The organism is Streptomyces violaceus, from assembly GCF_036014075.1.
Classification (GTDB): Bacteria; Actinomycetota; Actinomycetes; order Streptomycetales; family Streptomycetaceae; genus Streptomyces; species Streptomyces violaceus.
Genome location: NZ_CP107911.1, coordinates 4,578,202 through 4,596,851 on the forward strand (window position 1 = coordinate 4,578,202; position 18,650 = coordinate 4,596,851).

The following is an 18,650-nucleotide window of genomic DNA, read 5'->3' on the forward strand; positions in this document are numbered from 1 at the left end:
GTGCGAAGCCCCCGCCCGACCCCCTCCCGGACCTAGCATCGAGTGCAGAACATCAGGAGACCGACAGGACCCGGCACTCGAACGGGTGGAGAGGTAAGGACGAGGGCGATGCGAGAGATCTTCACGGGACTGCCGTGGTGGGTGAAGTGGATCGCGGTGCCGGTCATCGCCCTGGTCGTGTTCGGCGGGCTGATCGCCAGTGTGGTCGGGTTCGTCATCGGACTGCTCTTCAAGGTGCTGGTCTTCGTGGCGCTGGTCGGCGGACTGATCTACGTCGTACGGAAGTTCACCTCGAGTTCCTCGTCGCGCAGCGACTGGTGAGACCGGTGGGAAACCGGTGGGGGTAGCGGGAAACGCTTGGAATCACCCGTTCCCTCGGGCGGGGGAAGTTTCCCGGCAGGGCCGTCTGCGTGCGGTGGCAGACGAATAGAGTCCGGCTCGACGCGGGGACATCCCCGCGAGCGGCATAGACCCCCACCCGTGTTCCTCCGCACGGGTCGGCCCCTCGCGCTTCGGGAGTGACCCTTGACCCCGGCTGACACCGCACCGGCCCACCTGCGCAGCGTTCCCGCGCAACCACGCTCGGCGGCACCCTCCGAGTCACCGCCTCCCACCACACCACCGCCTCCTGCCGTACCCCCGCCTCCGGCGACCCTCATCGGATCCGTACAGCGCGCCATGCGCCTGCTGGAAACCGTCGCCGGGCACGTCTACGGCGCCCCCGCCAAGCAACTGGCCCGCGAGACCGGGCTGGCGCTGCCCACGACCTACCACCTGCTGCGCACCCTCGTGCACGAGGGCTATCTGCGCCGTGACAAGGGCCTGTTCTTCCTCGGTGAGGCCGCCGAGCGGCTGAGCAGCAGCGGGGCGCGGCAGAAACGTCGCAGCACGGTGGTCGACACGCTCGCGCAGTGGCGTGACCTGCTCGGCGTCCCTGTCTACTACGCGGCGTACCGCGAGGGCGAGATCGAGGTCATGTGCGTCTCCCAGACCCCGGGCATCCCGGCGGTCGAGGAGTGGGCCGACTTCCGGGAGACCGGGCACGCGCACGCCATCGGCCAGTGCCTGCTGTCCCAGCTGGACGGGGAAGCCCGCCGCGACCACCTCGACCGCTACCCGGTGCAGCCCCTCACGCCGTACACGGTGCGGGACAACCACAGCCTGCTCCGGCGTCTGGAGCGGATGCGGCGGATGGAACCCGTGACCGAGCGTCAGGAGTACGCCTTGGGCGCGGTCTGCGCGGCGATCCCGCTCACTCTCGGCACCACGGCCGCGACGATGGCCATCTCCCTGCCCGCCCACCAGGAGGACCGGCTGATGCCCGCGGCCCGGCAGTTGCAGAGTGAGATCGGGCGGCGACTCGGGTCGCTGGCGCTCTCTATCAGTATGTGAAAACTCACTCCTTGTGATCTGCTGTGTACGTTCAGCAAGATTCCACCAAGTGTCAGAGGTTCGTTCCCGGCCAGTCACGGCGAATGACGGGGTTAGCGATGCGCGAGTCCGTACAAGCAGAGGTCATGATGAGCTTTCTCGTGTCCGAGGAGCTCTCCTTCCGCATTCCGGTGGAGCTGCGCTATGAGACCGGTGATCCCTATGCCGTCCGGCTGACGTTCCACCTGCCCGGTGACGCCCCGGTGACGTGGGCTTTCGGCCGGGAGTTGCTGATCGACGGCGTCGGCCGACCGTGCGGCGAGGGCGATGTGCGGGTCGCCCCCGTCGAACCGGACACGCTGGGCGAGGTGCTGATCCGGCTTCAGGTAGGCAGCGACCAGGCGTTGTTCCGGTCCTCCACGGCACCGCTCGTCGCCTTCCTCGACCGCACCGACAAGCTGGTGCCGCTGGGCCAGGAAGGCTCGCTCGCCGACTTCGACGCCCACCTCGACGAGGCGCTGGACCGCATCCTGGCGGAACAGGGCGCCGGGTGAGACACCCGTCGGGCGACACGGTGGAGTAACGCTTCACCGGATGCCGCCGAGCCGCGCGGGAACGCTTCGCCGCACGGCGGGGCAGCGGCTTTCGGCGTCAGAGCGGCTGGAACCGTCCGAAGTACCCGGGATACCCGAGGCCTCAGAGGCGCCTTGGCTCAGAGACGTCGGCCTCGCGGGCCTCGAACCGTCAGCGCTTACGCCTCCGGCCCCTCCCCCCGCGTGCCGGGGCCGGGACCGCCGAGGCTTCCACGGCGCGCTCTTCCCCGGTGCGGTCGGCCGAGACCACGAGCGCGGCCAGCACGGTGGTGACCGGCACCGAGGCGACCAGGCCGATCGAACCGACCAGCGTGCGCACGATCTCCTCCGCGACCAGCTCGCTGTTGGCGACCGTCCCCACACCGCTCTGCGCGATGGAGAACAGCAGCAGCAGCGGCAGCGCGGCACCCGCGTAGGCGAGGACGAGCGTGTTGACGACCGAGGCGATGTGGTCGCGGCCGATCCGGATGCCCGCGCGGTAGAGCCCGCGCCAGCCCATCGACGGATTGGCCTCGTGCAGCTCCCAGACCGCCGAGGTCTGTGTGACCGTCACGTCGTCGAGCACACCGAGCGAACCGATGATGACGCCGGCGAGCAGCAGGCCGCTCATGTCGATCGTCGGATAGAGGCCGTGGATCAGACCGGTGTTGTCGTCGGTGTTGCCGGTGAGCGCGGCCCAGTCGATGAACAGCGAGCCGAGGATGCCGATCAGCAGCAGGGAGATGAGAGTGCCGAGCACCGCCACGGAGGTCCGTGCGGACAGTCCGTGACACATGTACAGGGCGATGAGCATGATGGCGCTCGCGCCCACCACCGCCACGATCAGCGGGTTCGAGCCCTGCAGGATCGCGGGCAGGATGAAGAAGGTCAGCACCAGGAAGCTGATGGCCAGTGCGACGAGGGCCATGACCCCCCGCATCCGCCCGACGACCACGACGGCGAGCGCGAAGATGCCGGCCAGCAGGCCCATGGGAAGACGGCGGTTGACGTCGGTGACCGAGTACTGCAGGTCCTTCGGCGCGGAGGGCTCGTAGGCGACCACGACCTTCTGGCCCTCGTGCAACTGGCGGGACTGGTCCGGCTGGATGATCTCGGTGAAGGTGCGGCCCTTGTCCTTGCCGCTGTCGACCCGGATCGTCGCCCGCTTGCAGGTGCCCTTCTCCTGTTGCTCCGCGGAAGAGCCCTCGGCGGTGGAGGTGTCGCCGGTCGGCGGGACTCCCGAAGCGCCGGCCTCCTTGCAGCTGATCTCCACGACCTTGGTGACCGAGGCTTGTTCGGTCTGCCGGTCGAAGCCGACGCCGGTGCGCTCGTGCGGTGGGGCGCCGCCCGGCCACAGCACGACGAGACCGACCAGCACGGCCGCGCCGAACGGGATCAGGATCGCCGCGATGATCTTGCGCAGATGCATGGAGACGGGCGCGGCCGGGCCGTGGCTGTGCGAGTGCCCGTGCCCGCCACCTGGCGCGGGGCCGGAGCCGTGTCCGTGGCCATCGCCTCCGCCGGTTCCGGAACCATGCCCGTGCCCCCCTCCGGCGCCCGGTCCCTGCCCGTCGTCGGGACCATGCCCACCGGCTGACCCGCCACCCTGGCCGTTGCCCGGCCCGTATCCCCCGGCAGAGCCGGAACCACGCTCACCGCCGGCCCCGGGCCCGTAACCGGCCCCGGGCTCATACCCGGCTCCGGGGACGAAATCGTGGCCGTCTCCCCGGCCGCTGCCGTTTCCGGCGCGGGATCCGCGAGGCGGCTCGGGCGGTGGGTAAGGGGGACGCTGCGTCGTGGTCACCGACCGATCATCGCAAGAACGAGGGGGGCCCTCTGTTCACCGCGCCAGAATTGCCGCTAGCGTGGAGGCACCTTTTGTACACGCGGGAGCTCGGAGCACCGGGCTGAGAGGGCGCTGACCTCCGTCCCAGCGATGTTTCACATGAAACATCACCGAAGTCGAGTGATGTTTCACACGGAACGTCGGCAGACGGAAGCCGCTGCGTCGACCGCCGAACCTGTTACCGGGTAATGCCGGCGTAGGGAGTAGGTCTCATGACCAACAAGGACGCACGCACGCCTGCCTCCGTTCCGGACACACAGTCCGAGGAGGCCGGGAAGTCCATCGGCTGGCACAAGGCGTACGTCGAGGGCTCTCGCCCCGACCTGCGCGTGCCGGTCCGTCAGGTGCATCTCACCAACGGGCAGGCGGTCACGCTGTACGACACGTCGGGCCCGTACACCGATCCTTCCGTCGACACCGACGTCCGCAGGGGCCTGCCGCCGCTGCGCGAGAACTGGATCATCTCCCGCGGTGACACCGAGGAGTACGCGGGCCGTCCCGTCCGTCCCGAGGACGACGGCATCAAGCACACCTCGCCCCGCGGCGGCCTCCGCAATCTCGACGCCGTCTTCCCCGGTCGCCCGCGCCAGCCGCGTCGCAGCCGGGGCGGCGAGGCGGTCACGCAGCTCGCGTACGCCCGCCGCGGCGAGATCACGCCCGAGATGGAGTACGTGGCCATCCGGGAGAACGTTTCGCCCGAGGTGGTCCGCGACGAGATCGCAGCGGGCCGGGCGGTGCTGCCGGCCAACGTCAACCACCCGGAGATCGAGCCGATGATCATCGGCAAGCGGTTCCTGGTGAAGGTCAACGCCAATATCGGCAACTCGGCGGTGACGTCCTCCATCGAGGAGGAGGTCGAGAAGATGACCTGGGCGACCCGCTGGGGCGCCGACACGGTCATGGACCTGTCCACCGGCCGCAACATCCACACCACGCGTGAGTGGGTGCTGCGCAACTCCCCCGTCCCCATCGGCACCGTGCCGCTCTACCAGGCCCTGGAGAAGGTCGACGGCCGGGCCGAGGATCTGACCTGGGAGGTCTACAAGGACACGGTCATCGAACAGGCCGAGCAGGGTGTGGACTACATGACGGTCCACGCGGGCGTGCGCCTGGCCTATGTGCCGCTGACGGCCAACCGCAAGACGGGCATCGTCTCCCGCGGCGGCTCGATCATGGCCGCCTGGTGCCTCGCGCACCACAAGGAGTCGTTCCTGTACGAGAACTTCGAGGAACTGTGCGAGATCCTCGCCGCGTACGACGTCACGTACTCACTCGGCGACGGCCTGCGGCCCGGCTCCATCGCGGACGCCAACGACGAGGCACAGTTCGCGGAACTGCGAACTCTCGGGGAACTCAACCGGATCGCCAAGCGTTTCAACGTACAGACCATGATCGAAGGCCCGGGCCACGTCCCGATGCACAAGATCAAGGAGAACATCGACCTTCAGCAGGAGATCTGCGATGAAGCTCCGTTCTATACGCTCGGCCCGCTGACCACGGACGTCGCGCCGGCGTACGACCACATCACCTCCGGCATCGGTGCCGCGATGATCGCCTGGTGGGGCACGGCCATGCTGTGCTACGTCACGCCCAAGGAGCACCTGGGCCTGCCGAACCGTGACGACGTCAAGACCGGCGTCATCACCTACAAGATCGCCGCCCACGCAGCCGACGTCGCCAAGGGACACCCGGGTGCCCAGGAATGGGACGACGCGCTGTCCGACGCCCGCTTCGAGTTCCGGTGGGAGGACCAGTTCAACCTCGCCCTCGACCCGGACACGGCACGGGAGTTCCACGACGAGACCCTGCCGGCGGAACCCGCCAAGACGGCTCACTTCTGCTCGATGTGCGGTCCTAAGTTCTGCAGTATGAAGATTAGCCAAAGCATCACAGAACGGTTTGGTGGTGATGTGGGTGAGGGGGCCACGACTGAGGAGGTCGCCGAGGGCATGATGCGTAAGTCACAGGAGTTCGCGGAGGCGGGGCACCGCGTGTACCTGCCGATCGCCGACTGAGACTCCCCTGCGGCTGGTCCGCGCCTCCGGCTGGCCTCAAACTCGGTCGGGAGCGCGGACCGTAGCCGTCTTCCTCGGCGAGGGCTGAACGCTGGGAGTCAACGTTTCGGTCGATGTGCCCACAACATCGGGGCGGGATGGGCCCTTTGCTCGGCGAGTACGATGCCAACGTGGCTCCCGTCTGCGCGCATCTCCTCGAAGTGAGGAAGGCGGGAAGGACGTCGGCTTGGCCATTCCCAACCCCACTGATCAAGATGCCATCTACGTCACACACTTCACCGTGAAAGGCGGATCCTTCGGTGCGGCATTGATGGGGTGCGCATTTCCGAACTTGACCCCGTAGAAGAGATCACAGGCTTCATCCCATGTGAGATTTCTCAAGCCCTTCGCGTCATTTGTGATCGGCATGGACCGATCGTCGCTGACACACTCCCAGTCGCCGACACTCCTGACACTCGCAGGATCTGAGGAGTCTTCAAACCCCTTGGCCTTGCAATAGGACGGAATATCAGGTAGTTCGCCCAACACGCGGACGCGTGGGGCCGATGTGCTAAGCCGAGCGTCTCCCCACACGCCGTAGCTATATGTGTCTATATCCTTGGTCGAGACGTAGGAAATTTTCAGCATCAGCCGCAGTTTTCCTGATACATTCATGGAGATCTTGCTAGACTCTCCGACTTGCATCCTTTCCTCGTGTAGCCTACTTCCGTCTGCGAAGACCTCAAACTTCAATTCCGCTGCACTCGGAGAATCATCACGTAGCCCGATAGTGGCATCAATGCTGCGCCACTTTCGCCCAAGGTTGTATTCGGCATCGCCATAGGGTACGGAGCTCTTATCGGCTCGCATGACGACGCTATGCGGATACTGCTTGCCATTGCTTTCTGCAGGCTCGTTCGCTACTCCAAATTCGGACCTCAATGGATCCATATTGCTTAGGTATTCTACTTGAGTCCCTTGGTTGAGCATTGCTGCTTCCGAGGTGGAAGTAGTGGAAAAAGAAAGCCCGATCATCGCGGCAAGCATAATGGTCGCAAAGTTTCCCATCTTCGTTTTCATGGCCACATCTTTCTCTGTGTGCCATTCGTAAATGGGCCGCAGGCTGTCGCCGCGAAGGCGATCGCGGCGATTACAGTGCTAGCTACGAAAGACCTAGTCAGCTGTGGCTTCGCAGAGGCCCCTTTGGGGCGTCGGTCCATCATCCTCAGCTCCTCGACGAGATTCACGCAGTCATGCGTGCGCCATCCGGTCCAAGCTCGCCAGCCACGGCTCCGCTATGACAGGACGGCAATAACCGAAATGATGACGATGAGTGCCACGACTATCGCTGCCACGATCACGAGCGTTTTGAGACCTGGAGACATCTGTCGCTGGGGCGGTTTGGGAAGCCAGTCCGGCCGGTGCGGCTCTTGCCTTCGTCGTTCCCGGTCTGGTTCAGGTGGCTGATTGCTCATCGAACTCACAACTCCTGCCGGAGGACCTGCCCGTACTCGTCGACCGTGAGAGTAACTGCCTTTTTGCCCGACTCGGACACAATCCAGAGGACGAGCCACACCAGACCCCAAAGTCCGCACGTGAAAAACGTGATGAGCAAATGTAGCTTGTGATCGACTTCCTTGCCGTATCTAATTACGGCAGTGTAGTCACTTTGAGACTCTACTCGGCCCCCACTTGCCACCTCTTGCTGCACTGCCGAAGCCAGATGGCTCTTTCGCGCATCTGAGCTTGCCTGGGGAAGCTCATCACTCATGACTGCCTCCTGTATCGACTAATCGAAGCGTAGGAACGCGTTCACTTACGGAGGGGGTCACGGCCGGGGGTCGGCCTGCGTCCCTGGCGGTTACTGCGCCAGGGGCAGGTGATCACCCCACCATCATGCCGCCGGCGGGTTGGCAGTGCATCTTGAAGCGTGAGGACCGAGGCACGGCAGCGGCCACCAGGGCAGACAACGACCAGATAACCGGGCCGCGCCTGGAGTTCTTATTAAGGGGCGGATCCCAGCGAAGCGAACCGCCCACTCGGTGGTGCGTGAAGTTGCCTCTCGTCGCAGCTCCAGCAAGTGGGTACGGTCGTGGTCGTGTCTGGCGCACGCCGGGGTTGGTCACCAGTAGGCGTGCGCCGGTTGATCGCGCGCGACTAGGGGAGCTGGTACGGGCATGGCGCTTGACGCTGCTCGATCGCGGGAGGGGTTCACATCAACGAGGGCCGCGCAGGTGATGAGCGCGGCATGCCGGGCGGCTGGGTTGGGTGACAGAGGGGCAGAGCTGATCCATCTGGGAGAGAACGCGCTCTTCCGCCTTGACGCAGAGCCAGTGATCGTACGAGTGGCGCGGGGAGAGCAATGGCTGCACAAAGCCCGTGTCGAGGTGGCCGTTTCAAATGGTTGGCCGAGGAAGGGTTCCCTGCCGCGCGCCTGGTCGACGGGCTGGAGCAGCCGTTCCTGATCGCTGGCCACCCAGTGACCTTCTGGCGGCTCATCGTCGAGGGCAGCCGTAAGGCCACGTATGGGGAACTCGGTGGCATTCTGCGGGACCTGCACTCCATGACGTTGCCGGCCGGCCTGGAGCTTCCCTCGTTCAACCCCTTCGACAAGCAGGAACTGCGGATCAGCCAGGCGGCGATCCCGGAAGACGACAGGGTCTTCCTCCGTAAGCGCTGGAGCGAGCTGCGCGGCCAGTTCGAGGAGTTGGGGTTCGAGACTCCGAAGGGGCCGGTGCGCGGTGACGCTCACGTGCAGAACCTAATGGTGAACGACCGGGGAGAAGTCATCCTGATCGACTTCGAAGCCTTCTGCTTCGATCACCCCGAGTGGGACCTGATGGTCACGTCGGTGGAGCACCACAGCCTGGGGTGGCAAACCGACGAACAGTACGCCGACTTCGTGAGGGCAGTGCTACTTCGGCGAAGGCCAGCGCTGAGCGCGAGGAAGCAGCAGTACGAGCGTGGATCGAGCGGTAGCTACGCGACTCTCCCCCACTCTCCGGTGATCAGCTGCGGAGCGTGGGGGAGATCCTCGGACTTCAGCTCATTCGGAAGTCCGCCACACAGGCTTGAGTAGCTCAGGGTCGAATGTCTTGTTGCCCTTGCCACCTGGCACTGCGATCACGGCGCTCAGCACCTTCTTGATTGCCTCGCGCTTCTGCGTGAGCGTCTTCGACCCCCACGAGTTCCTGACGTCTTCCTTGGCCTCCTCGGCCTCGGCCTTCAATGCTTCGTGCGCCCGCTGGTCCGCACGAAGATCCTTGATCCGCCGTTCGAGGACCGGGAGATTACGGAAGAACGTCTCATCGTCGATGTCCGTGTCCTCGTCGTCGTGCCAACGCCGCTCCAGCTCGTTGCGGCTCCTGACGGCTCGCTCCAGGACATAGGCCTTGTCCCAGTCCGGAACGTCTTGGGCCTTGCTCGCCGCATCGCGCTCCAGCTTGGCGATGACCAGTTCCTCGATGGCCTTGTCCGTCTTGTCGCCCCGCTTGTAGGTCTTGTTGCAGCCGCCGTCCACGGTCTTCTTGCACATGTAGGCGTGCCGGTACTTGAGCCAGTCGTTCGCCTTCATTCCGATCATCTTGTTGTTGCAGACCGTGCCGTCCACCAGCACGAGGCCACATCGCAGGATGCCGGTCAGCAGGTACTTGTGGACCAGGCCACCGCGCGGCATCCCGGTTCCGCGGCCACGCTCCCTGATCTTGGCCGTGACCGCGAACCACTCCTTCGGAGTGATGACCGGATCCCACTCGCCCGTGATCGGCTGATCGTCGCCGTCGCGGACGAGCTCGCCCTTGATCTCGCGGTATCCACACAGCCGCGCGTTCACCAGGACCTGCTTGACGGTCTGGTACTGGAAGGCGTTCCCGCGACTCGTGATGTACCCGGCCTCCTTCCATCGGCGCGTGATCTCGGAAATGGAGGCACCCGCAATCACGTCCTTCACTGCCTGGCGGATGGCCTCTGCCTCGTCCGGGCGCAACGAGACCTTGTCGTCCTCCCATCCGAAGGGGCGCCATGACGCTACCGACTGCCCACGGATCGCCCGGCTGCGGTGGCTGTTCCTGCTCCTACGCTCCTTCTTCCTCGTCTCGCTGAGGGACATGGCGACCCCCAACAGCCCCTTGATCTCGAAGCCTTCGGCGTAGAGGTCCTGGATGCCGTTCGAGTCGTGGTAGACGCGTCCTTCCTGCGTGGTGAACGCCTTCAGGTACCGCTCCCAGTCACTCGGGCGCCGGTACAGCCGGTCGTCGTTGACTGCCATGACGCCGTGGATCGGGTACCCGTCCGGCGTCGTCCCGGCAGCAAGATCGGCGAGCAGCTGCTCGAAGTCATCGCGAACGATGTTCTCCTTGCTCGCGCTCTTGTCGTTGTCCGTGTAGCGGTAGACGACGAGCCATCCGAACCTTCGGGCGGTCTCGGTCATGTCCCGGTGCTGGTCCTCGACGCATCCGCCGTGAACACGGCGGCACACGGACCGAGATCGAGGAGGGCATGGCCCAGAAGTCGAAGGAGTTCGCGGCGAGCGGGAACCGGGTGTATCTGCCGATCGCGGACTGATCCGGCCGCACACAGGCCGCGAGGACCGAGGGCTGGGGACACATGGTCCCCGGCCCTTGGTCCCTGGCCTGTGGATCGGAACGCGGAGCGGAACGGGCACGACGTCACCTGGCCGGACATCGCCTGTCCGGTCCGGGACCCCGGCTACTCCGGCTGGTGTTCCGGTCCTCCGTAGTCCGGGCTGGTGTAGTCCGGGCTGCTGTAGCTCGGCCGCGAGCCGCCGCGGTGGCCTTCGTCCGGGCTGGTGAAACCCGGGCGGTCGTAGCCGAGGTGCGGGATGCGGCTGATCGGCGTGGACGAGGAGGTGTGGTGCAGCGCGGCGGCCGCGTCCGGGCTGACGAGTGCCTCCCGCAGGAAGGGCAGGATGCCCCGCTCCAGCAGGGCCTCGTGCCAAGCCTCCCTGGCCAGGGCCACCTCCCCTTGCAGTTCGTCGTACGGACCACCTTCGGCCGTCGGCTTGTTGCGCAGGGCGGTGAGCAGCAGTCCCACCGCGGCGACGAGGATCGCGACCGCGGTCACGGCGCCGAACACCCAGCCCGTGGTGAGCATGGTCCGGGCGAACGCCTGCTGGGGGTCGAGCATCTGCAGGATGTAGCCGACGAGCAGGAAGATCGCGGCGGCGGTTCCGGCCAGGACGGGTGCGAGGACGGCGACGATGGCGACGGCTCCCGCGCCGGCGGTCTCGGCCACCTCTCCCATGGCGGCCGCCAGCCCGGCCGGGCCCGTGCCCGGCTCGGAAGAGCGGGACTCGCGCACGGCCGGCGGGCTGGACGATGCCGGCTCGCGCAGTTCCTCACGGACCTTGACGTAGTGCTGGTATTCGGTCGACGCGGCTGCCGTGATGAGCGTGGTGGCGTTCAGCGCCATGGTGCGCAGTTGTTCCGAGTTCAGCCGCTGTCCGACAGCGGCCAGTTCCGGACGGTGTGGTGCGGAGCGCAGCACCTCATCGAGGATCCGCTCGTATTCCTGGCGGTCCTCGCTCAGCAGGTGCTGCGGAACGCTGTTCATGTGCATCCCCCGATGCTCCGTAGGGCTTGGGGCTCGGCATGCTGACGAGCCGTCGGGCAGAAACGGAGGGGAGCCTGCTACGGATAAGCCGATGGTAGAGCCGTGGAGGTAGGCGGTGACAGGGGGTTTACCGAAATTGGCCCTTCACCCGTCCGGTCCTGTGACGGGAAACGCCTGCCCGGTGAACGTTCACGTATCCAACGGCAGTTGCTGGACCAGCAGTTTTCCGGCCATGGTCACGCCGCCGTCCATCGCGATGGCGAGTCCGTCGGCGTAGAGGTGCGGTCCCTCGATCACCGGGTCGCTGTTGTCCTCGTCGTCTTCTGAGCCGACCTCGCCCAGCAGATACGGAATCGGGCTGTGCCCGTGAACGATGCGGGTGCCACCGTACGTATCGAGCAGGGAGCGCACGGCGTCCGCGCCGCCCTCGTCGCGGAAGGAGAACCGCTTGGTGAACTTGCGGAACAGGTCCCAGACCTCGTCCGCGTCGTTGCGTGTGATCGTCTCGCGGACGACGTCGTTGACCTCTTCGATGGAGCGGCCGTAGTCGAGGTAGGCGGTGGTGTCGGAGTGGACGAGCAGGTGGCCGTCGACCTCCTCGACGGCGTCGAGCCGGGCCATCCACTGCAGGTGGTGGTCCTGGAGGCGGTCCATGTCGGTCTTCTGGCCGCCGTTGAGCAGCCAGGCCGCCTGGAAGGTGGCGGTGCCCGCGCCGGAGTTGACGGGGGTGTCGCCGAACCGCTTGGCGCCGAGCAGCAGCAGCTCGTGGTTGCCCATGAGCGCCTTGCAGTAGCCGCCGGCTGCCGCGGCCTCGGCGGACAGCCGCATCACCAGGTCGATGACGCCGATGCCGTCCGGGCCGCGGTCGGTGAAGTCGCCGAGGAACCACAGCCGGGCGGTGCCCGCGCACCAGTGGCCGTCGGTGTCGAGGAGGCCCTTCTCCTGCAGAGCGGCCACCAGCTGGTCGAGGTAGCCGTGTACGTCGCCCACGACGTACAGCGGGCCCTGTCCGGTGTTCGGGGGCGGGGCCGCGGCGGTTTCGGGGTCGACGGTCACCTGGACAGTGTCACCCCGGTTGACCACGGGAAGGTCGCGCTGGGTCGGCGTGTATCCCTCGGGATAGGTCTCCTCGGGAGGCGGAGCGACCTCGCCGGGGCTCGCGCTCTGGACGTACGGACCGGTCTCGTGGACGTACGCGGGCACCCGGAAGTCGCGCAACGTCGCCGTGCGCTCCACCTCGGGTCCCTGACCGGCCCCCTGAGTCATCGACCCCTCCACCATCAAGCCGCATCTGCACCGCATCGGACTGCCTGGTCGTAGCGGCCCGCCGGTGTCGTGGGCCCATCATAGGAATGCGGATCGCGCCATGTGATGACCCAGGGGTGGTGAATCAGAGCAAGAGTCCAGTTCACTGCGGCTTTCGCCCCGATTGGGCCGGGCTTTGACCACCGTGTGACCGTCCTCGCTCTCCTTCTCTTCGCGAGAACGATCCCTTCTCTCCGGGGGACCGGCCCTGTTTCTCCAAAGGACGGGACTTCCCCTCGCCCCGGGTCCGAGGTGCCGGACCCGGGGGTTGCCGGGTACCGGACCTAAGCCCCTTCGGGGGATCGCGGCGGGCTGACCGTCGTGCGCGGCGGGCGTCGCTGGGACGACGTGCGCACGATCAGCTCCGTCGGTATCACCTGCTCCACCGGGCGGTCGGATTCCACTCCCTCGATGGCGTCGATGAGGAGCTGCACCACCGCCGTGCCGATGCGGCGCGGTTTCAGGGAGAGCGTGGTGACGGGGGGCTCGGTGTTGGCGTACACGGTGGACTCGCTGCAGCAGACCAGCAGCAGGTCGTCCGGTACGCGCAGGCCGTAGCGGCGGGCGGCGGCGAGCAGGTCGGTGCCGTTCGGGTCGAACAGCCCGTAGACCGCGTCGGGCCGGTCGGGGCGGGCGAGGAGCCGGTCGGCGGCGACGGCGCCCGCGCACGGATCGTGCGCCGGATAGGCCTCGTACACCGGATCCTGGCCGACACGCTCGCACCAGCGCAGGTACGCGGTGGTCGACAGGTGGGTGTACGTGTCCGTCGTCGTGCCGGTCAGCAGGCCGATGCGGCGGGCGCCGGCGTCGGCCAGGTGGTCGAGGATGCCGAGGACGGCGGCCTCGTGGTCGTTGTCGACCCATGCCGTGACCGGCAGGGAGCCGGCCGGGCGGCCGTCGGAGACGACCGGCAGCCCCTGCCGGACGAGTTCGCTGACGACCGGGTCCTGGTCGGAGGGGTCGATGACGACCGTGCCGTCCAGGGCGACGTTCGACCACACGTCGTGGCGGGAGGTCGCGGGCAGGATGACGAGGGCGTAGCCGCGGGCGAGCGCGGCGGAGGTGGCGGCTCGCGCCATCTCGGCGAAGTACGCGAACTCTGTGAAGGTGAAAGGTTCATCCCCGTACGTCGTCACGGTCAGGCCGATGAGTCCCGACTTGCCGGTACGGAGTGTCCGGGCGGCGGCCGAGGGCCGGTAGCCCAGCCGGTCGGCCACCTCGCGGACATGGCGCCGGGTGGCGTCCGGGAGCCTGCCCTTGCCGTTGAGGGCGTCGGAGACGGTCGTGATGGAGACTCCGGCGGCGGCGGCCACGTCCCTGATACCCGCCCGGCCCGGCCGACTGCCTCGACGTGAGGTTTCCGCGCGGCTCACCTGGTGCTTCCCTGCTGCTGTCATGGCGAGCCGATAGTAGGGCTCATGCGGTGGGGTAGTGCGGACGCATATGCACACGTTGACAGGCACGTTTTTGCATGATCATTTATCCCCAATTGCTTTGGAAACCAAGGGAGTTAAGCGCTCCCATGCCAGTACGTGACTTGTCGGCGCGCACAGGCCTGCCAAGTGGGCGAGGTTGCGAAGAGGTCTCAACTCACCTGCACGGGGGATGCGCGCCACGGCGTGCACCACCGGCGCGTAGATATATGTACGGCGCGCCCCCGAATTCGTACGCCTTCGTGCGGCGATGCCCCTGATGCCGGTGGGGCGTGGGAGGCCGGCGTTCACCGCTCCGCCGTGGGTGTACGCAGCGGGGCCGAATCCTCATAGGGTGAGGAGTATTGGATGTCGGCGGCGGTCATGGGCCGCCGGTCTTCGCGAGGAGGACTGCGGTGAGCGAGACGAGCCCCAAGCTGCGCGGCGAGCTGGAGGGAATCCCCACCTACAAGCCGGGCAAGCCCGCTGCGGCAGGCGGGCCGGTGGCCTACAAGCTGTCCTCCAACGAGAACCCCTACCCGCCGCTGCCGGGCGTGATGGAGACCGTGACGGCGGCGGCCGGCAACTTCAACCGCTACCCGGACATGGCCTGTACGGGGCTGATGAACGAGCTGTCCGAGCGGTTCGGCGTGCCCCTCTCCCACCTGGCCACCGGCACCGGGTCGGTCGGTGTCGCCCAGCAGCTGATCCAGGCCACCTCGGGTCCCGGCGACGAGGTGATCTACGCCTGGCGGTCCTTCGAGGCCTACCCGATCATCACGCAGATCAGCGGCGCCCGGTCGGTCCAGGTGCCGCTGACCTCCGGTGACGTGCACGATCTCGACGCGATGGCCGACGCGATCACCGACCGGACCCGGCTGATCTTCGTCTGCAACCCCAACAACCCGACCGGCACGGTCGTGCGGCGAGCGGAGCTGGAGCGCTTCCTCGACCGGGTGCCGGGAGACGTGCTGGTGGTGCTCGACGAGGCCTACCGCGAGTTCATCCGCGACCCCGAGGTGCCGGACGGTGTCGAGCTCTACCGCGACCGGCCCAATGTCTGTGTCCTGCGGACCTTCTCCAAGGCGTACGGCCTGGCCGGACTGCGCGTCGGGTTCGCCATCGCCCACGAGCCGGTGGCGGCGGCGCTGCGCAAGACGGCGGTGCCGTTCGGGGTGAGCCAGCTCGCACAGGAGGCGGCGATCGCCTCGATGCGTGCCGAGGACGAACTGTTCGGCCGGGTCGGTTCGCTGGTGTGTGAGCGTGTACGCGTGGTCGACGGGCTGCGCGCCCAGGGCTGGACGGTGCCCGAGACCCAGGCCAACTTCGTGTGGCTGCGGCTGGGGGAGCGCACGGTGGCGTTCGCGCAGGCGTGTGAGCAGGCGGGCGTGGTGATCCGGCCGTTCCCGGGTGAGGGTGTGCGGGTCACGGTCGGTGAGACCGAGGCGAACGACATCTTCCTGAAGGTGGCGGAAGGGTTCCGCAAGGAGCTGTAGCGCTCCGCGAGCCAGGCCCTGGGTCAGGCGTCTACGAGTTCCACGCGCACGGGGTCGCCGCCCCGCACGGTCGCGAGCAGGCCGGGGTCGCCGTCGATGCGGCCCAGGACGTTGCACGGGCTTGCGAGGCGGCACTCCTCGCCCTGTGAGATCGGCGTGGGCCCGTAGGGGAGGGCGAGGGCGTCGCCGTCGGTCCAGAAGGTGACCGTGCCCGGCTCGACGACCTGTCGGGCGTCTGTTTCACGTGAAACAGACACTCCTGTGTCGAAGTACACCTCCTCGCCCCAGGTGCGGGCGGTGGAGACGAGGGGCAGTTCCTGGGCGAGAGCCTGGGTGGTCGGGGTGTCGTCGAGGGTCGCGGTGAGGTGCCCTGCGGGCCAGGAGATCCGTATCCGTAGCGGTGTCTGCATGCCGTCGATTCAACAATATGTTGAAGTTCGCGCCAAGGGGTCGACCGCGACAGGGGCCCCCTTTGGGGCTCGAAAGTCCGTGCTGCATAATGGCTTGTGAATGTGAACGCTTTCACAAGCGTAGTTAAGGAGCGGCGACGTGGACCTGGCTTTGGCGCCGGAGACCCTGGCGCGATGGCAGTTCGGCATCACCACCGTCTATCACTTTCTGTTCGTTCCCCTGACGATCTCGCTGGCCGCCCTCACGGCCGGACTGCAGACCGCCTGGGTGCGGACAGAGAAGGAGAAGTACCTCCGGGCGACGAAGTTCTGGGGCAAGCTCTTCCTGATCAACATCGCGATGGGCGTGGTCACCGGCATCGTGCAGGAGTTCCAGTTCGGCATGAACTGGTCCGACTACTCACGCTTCGTCGGTGACGTCTTCGGTGCGCCACTCGCCTTCGAGGCGCTGATCGCCTTCTTCTTCGAGTCCACCTTCATCGGCCTGTGGATCTTCGGCTGGGACAAGCTGCCCAAGAAGATCCACCTGGCCTGCATATGGATGGTCTCGATCGGCACGATCCTGTCGGCGTACTTCATCCTCGCGGCCAACTCCTGGATGCAGCACCCGGTCGGCTACCGGATCAACGAGGCGAAGGGGCGCGCCGAGCTCACCGACTTCTGGCTGGTGCTGACCCAGAACACCGCGCTTGCCCAGGTCTTCCACACGCTCACCGCTGCCTTCCTGACCGGCGGCGCCTTCATGGTCGGCATCGCCGCCTTCCACCTGGTCCGGGGGAAGCACGTCCCCGTGATGAAGACCTCGCTGCGGCTGGGCCTGGTCACCGTCGTCATCGGCGGCATGCTCACCGCGATCAGCGGCGATGTCCTCGGCAAGATCATGTACGAGCAGCAGCCGATGAAGATGGCCGCGGCCGAGGCACTCTGGGACGGCGAGGAGCCCGCGCCCTTCTCGATCTTCGCCGTCGGCGACGTCGACAAGGGACACAACAAGGTCGCCATCGAGATCCCCGGCCTGCTGTCCTTCCTCGCCAAGGACGACTTCACCTCGTACGTCCCCGGCATCAACGACGTCAACAAGGCCGAGCAGGAGAAGTACGGCCCCGGCGACTACCGGCCCAACATCCCGGTCGCCTACTGGGGCTTCCGCTGGATGATCGGCTTCGGTATGACGTCGTTCGCCATCGGCCTGGCCGGACTGTGGCTGACCCGCAAGAAGTTCCTGCTGCCACAGCATTTGAGGGTGGGCGAGGACGAGGTGCCGCATCTCGTGCTCCTGCCGAAGAAGGCGCTCGGTCCGACCCTCACCAAGTGGTACTGGCGCATGGCGATCCTCACCCTGGGCTTCCCGCTGATCGCCAGCTCCTGGGGCTGGATCTTCACCGAGATGGGCCGCCAGCCGTGGGTCGTCTACGGCCTGTTCCAGACGCGTGACGCGGTCTCCCCCGGCGTCTCCCAGGCCGAGGTCATCACCTCGATGGTCGTCTTCACCACGCTGTACGCGATCCTCGCCGTCGTCGAGGTCAAGTTGCTGGTCAAGTACGTCAAGGCGGGCCCGCCCGAGCTCACCGAGGCCGACCTGAACCCGCCCACGAAGATCGGCGGCGACTCCAGTGACGCCGACAAGCCGATGGCCTTCTCGTACTAGGCCGAGGGAGCTGCACAGTCATGGAACTGCACGACGTCTGGTTCGTCCTGATCGCCGTCCTGTGGACCGGCTACTTCTTCCTGGAGGGCTTCGACTTCGGGGTCGGTGTGCTCACGAAGCTGCTCGCCCGCAACCGGCCCGAGAAGCGGGTGCTGATCAACACCATCGGACCCGTCTGGGACGGCAACGAGGTCTGGCTGCTCTCGGCGGGCGGTGCCACCTTCGCCGCCTTCCCCGAGTGGTACGCGACGCTCTTCTCCGGGTTCTACCTGCCCCTGCTGCTCATCCTGGTCTGCCTGATCGTCCGGGGTGTGGCCTTCGAGTACCGCGTCAAGCGGCCCGAGGAGAGCTGGCAGCGCAATTGGGAGACGGCGATCTTCTGGACCTCGCTGCTCCCCGCGTTCCTGTGGGGTGTGGCCTTCGGCAACATCGTGCGGGGCGTGAAGATCGACCAGGACTTCAACTACGCCGGCGGCGTCCTGGATCTGCTCAACCCGTACGCGCTGCTGGGCGGTCTGGTCACGCTGGCGCTGTTCACCTTCCACGGGACGGTGTTCGTCGGGCTCAAGACCGTCGGGGAGATCCGGGAGCGGGCACGGACGCTGGCGCTGCGCGTCGGGCTGGTGACCGCCTTGCTGGCCCTCGCCTTCCTGCTGTGGACGCAGGCCGACCGCGGTGACGGGGCGTCGCTCGTCGCGGTGGTCGTGGCCGTCGCGTCTCTTCTCGTGGCGCTGGTCGCGGCACGGGCCGGGCGTGAGGGCTGGGCGTTCGCCCTGTCGGGGCTCACCATCGTGGCCACGGTGGCGATGCTCTTCCTGACGCTGTTCCCGAACGTCATGCCGTCGACGCTGAACCCGGAGTGGAGCCTGACGGTCACCAACGCCTCGTCCAGCCCGTACACACTGAAGATCATGACCTGGTGTGCCGGGATCGCCACCCCGATCGTCCTGCTCTACCAGGGCTGGACGTACTGGGTGTTCCGTAAGCGGATCGGTACGCAGCACATCGCCGAGACCGCGCACTGA

15 protein-coding genes and 2 pseudogenes are annotated in these 18,650 nt (G+C 66.7%); 9 read left to right on the forward strand and 8 right to left on the reverse strand.

The window, feature by feature from the left end; all coding sequences use genetic code 11:
* Window positions 1-108 precede the first annotated feature (108 nt).
* From OG542_RS20560 to OG542_RS20570, 3 genes are all read left to right on the forward strand, one after another.
* A complete protein-coding gene (locus tag OG542_RS20560; protein WP_020271174.1) occupies window positions 109-321 on the forward strand; it encodes a DUF5326 family protein in 213 nt (70 codons plus the stop codon).
* Window positions 322-657: 336 nt separating this feature from the next.
* A complete protein-coding gene (locus OG542_RS20565) occupies window positions 658-1,392 on the forward strand; it encodes an IclR family transcriptional regulator (RefSeq protein ID WP_311130337.1) in 735 nt (244 codons plus the stop codon).
* Window positions 1,393-1,490: 98 nt separating this feature from the next.
* Window positions 1,491-1,925 carry an SsgA family sporulation/cell division regulator gene (locus OG542_RS20570; protein WP_311126611.1) on the forward strand — a complete coding sequence of 145 codons (435 nt, stop codon included), beginning with the start codon at window positions 1,491-1,493 and terminating at the stop codon, window positions 1,923-1,925.
* Between the two features lie 190 nt (window positions 1,926-2,115).
* Here the strand turns inward: OG542_RS20570 and OG542_RS20575 are convergent, their stop codons facing one another.
* Window positions 2,116-3,747: a YibE/F family protein gene (locus tag OG542_RS20575; RefSeq protein ID WP_328412827.1), complete on the reverse strand. Its 1,632-nt coding sequence runs from the start codon at window positions 3,745-3,747 to the stop codon at window positions 2,116-2,118.
* 254 nt (window positions 3,748-4,001) lie between these two features.
* Between OG542_RS20575 and thiC the strand changes: the two genes are divergently transcribed.
* Entirely contained in the window at window positions 4,002-5,804 is a 1,803-nt protein-coding gene (thiC, locus tag OG542_RS20580; RefSeq protein ID WP_328412829.1) for a phosphomethylpyrimidine synthase ThiC, read from the forward strand.
* Between the two features lie 261 nt (window positions 5,805-6,065).
* Here the strand turns inward: thiC and OG542_RS20585 are convergent, their stop codons facing one another.
* Window positions 6,066-6,863, reverse strand: a complete 798-nt coding sequence (locus OG542_RS20585) for an NPCBM/NEW2 domain-containing protein (RefSeq protein WP_328412831.1) — start codon at window positions 6,861-6,863, stop codon at window positions 6,066-6,068.
* A gap of 400 nt (window positions 6,864-7,263) precedes the next feature.
* Window positions 7,264-7,554 carry a hypothetical protein gene (locus OG542_RS20590; protein WP_328412833.1) on the reverse strand — a complete coding sequence of 97 codons (291 nt, stop codon included), beginning with the start codon at window positions 7,552-7,554 and terminating at the stop codon, window positions 7,264-7,266.
* 406 nt (window positions 7,555-7,960) lie between these two features.
* Between OG542_RS20590 and OG542_RS20595 the strand changes: the two are divergent.
* Window positions 7,961-8,694: pseudogene (locus OG542_RS20595) on the forward strand (phosphotransferase); the annotation flags it as partial.
* Between the two features lie 135 nt (window positions 8,695-8,829).
* Here the strand turns inward: OG542_RS20595 and OG542_RS20600 are convergent.
* Window positions 8,830-10,260: a recombinase family protein gene (locus tag OG542_RS20600; RefSeq protein ID WP_408057775.1), complete on the reverse strand. Its 1,431-nt coding sequence runs from the start codon at window positions 10,258-10,260 to the stop codon at window positions 8,830-8,832.
* Between OG542_RS20600 and OG542_RS20605 the strand changes: the two are divergent.
* Window positions 10,236-10,346, forward strand: a pseudogene (locus tag OG542_RS20605) (thiamine biosynthesis protein ThiC); the annotation flags it as partial. The gene OG542_RS20600 and the pseudogene OG542_RS20605 overlap by 25 nt on opposite strands.
* Window positions 10,347-10,490: 144 nt before the next feature.
* Here OG542_RS20605 and OG542_RS20610 read toward each other — a convergent pair.
* The 3 genes from OG542_RS20610 to OG542_RS20620 form a co-directional block, all read right to left on the reverse strand.
* A complete protein-coding gene (locus OG542_RS20610) occupies window positions 10,491-11,360 on the reverse strand; it encodes a hypothetical protein (RefSeq protein ID WP_328412837.1) in 870 nt (289 codons plus the stop codon).
* A gap of 183 nt (window positions 11,361-11,543) precedes the next feature.
* Window positions 11,544-12,635 (reverse strand): metallophosphoesterase family protein, encoded by a 1,092-nt coding sequence (locus OG542_RS20615; RefSeq protein ID WP_328412839.1) that lies wholly within the window; start codon window positions 12,633-12,635, stop codon window positions 11,544-11,546.
* Window positions 12,636-12,943: 308 nt separating this feature from the next.
* A complete protein-coding gene (locus tag OG542_RS20620; RefSeq protein WP_193479117.1) occupies window positions 12,944-14,056 on the reverse strand; it encodes a LacI family DNA-binding transcriptional regulator in 1,113 nt (370 codons plus the stop codon).
* Window positions 14,057-14,487: 431 nt separating this feature from the next.
* Between OG542_RS20620 and hisC the strand changes: the two genes are divergently transcribed.
* Window positions 14,488-15,567 (forward strand): histidinol-phosphate transaminase, encoded by a 1,080-nt coding sequence (hisC, locus tag OG542_RS20625; protein ID WP_311126608.1) that lies wholly within the window; start codon window positions 14,488-14,490, stop codon window positions 15,565-15,567.
* Between the two features lie 23 nt (window positions 15,568-15,590).
* On the opposite strand, the gene OG542_RS20630 is transcribed toward hisC, so the two are convergent.
* Entirely contained in the window at window positions 15,591-15,977 is a 387-nt protein-coding gene (locus OG542_RS20630; RefSeq protein WP_328412842.1) for a cyclophilin-like fold protein, read from the reverse strand.
* Between the two features lie 139 nt (window positions 15,978-16,116).
* Between OG542_RS20630 and OG542_RS20635 the strand changes: the two genes are divergently transcribed.
* Together OG542_RS20635 and cydB are read left to right on the forward strand one after the other, a co-directional pair.
* Window positions 16,117-17,625, forward strand: a complete 1,509-nt coding sequence (locus tag OG542_RS20635) for a cytochrome ubiquinol oxidase subunit I (RefSeq protein WP_193479114.1) — start codon at window positions 16,117-16,119, stop codon at window positions 17,623-17,625.
* Between the two features lie 20 nt (window positions 17,626-17,645).
* Entirely contained in the window at window positions 17,646-18,650 is a 1,005-nt protein-coding gene (gene cydB, locus OG542_RS20640) for a cytochrome d ubiquinol oxidase subunit II (RefSeq protein WP_193479113.1), read from the forward strand.

Bases quoted from the DNA above. Each gene is read 5' to 3' on its own strand.
- OG542_RS20570 (WP_311126611.1), top strand. From the start codon at position 1,491: ATGCGCGAGTCCGTACAAGCAGAGGTCATGATGAGCTTTCTCGTGTCC.
- OG542_RS20615 (WP_328412839.1), bottom strand. From the start codon at position 12,635: ATGGTGGAGGGGTCGATGACTCAGGGGGCCGGTCAGGGACCCGAGGTG.
- cydB (WP_193479113.1), top strand. From the start codon at position 17,646: ATGGAACTGCACGACGTCTGGTTCGTCCTGATCGCCGTCCTGTGGACC.
- OG542_RS20630 (WP_328412842.1), bottom strand. From the start codon at position 15,977: ATGCAGACACCGCTACGGATACGGATCTCCTGGCCCGCAGGGCACCTC.
- OG542_RS20610 (WP_328412837.1), bottom strand. From the start codon at position 11,360: ATGCACATGAACAGCGTTCCGCAGCACCTGCTGAGCGAGGACCGCCAG.
- OG542_RS20620 (WP_193479117.1), bottom strand. From the start codon at position 14,056: ATGACAGCAGCAGGGAAGCACCAGGTGAGCCGCGCGGAAACCTCACGT.
- OG542_RS20560 (WP_020271174.1), top strand. From the start codon at position 109: ATGCGAGAGATCTTCACGGGACTGCCGTGGTGGGTGAAGTGGATCGCG.
- thiC (WP_328412829.1), top strand. From the start codon at position 4,002: ATGACCAACAAGGACGCACGCACGCCTGCCTCCGTTCCGGACACACAG.
- OG542_RS20585 (WP_328412831.1), bottom strand. From the start codon at position 6,863: ATGAAAACGAAGATGGGAAACTTTGCGACCATTATGCTTGCCGCGATG.
- OG542_RS20590 (WP_328412833.1), bottom strand. From the start codon at position 7,554: ATGAGTGATGAGCTTCCCCAGGCAAGCTCAGATGCGCGAAAGAGCCAT.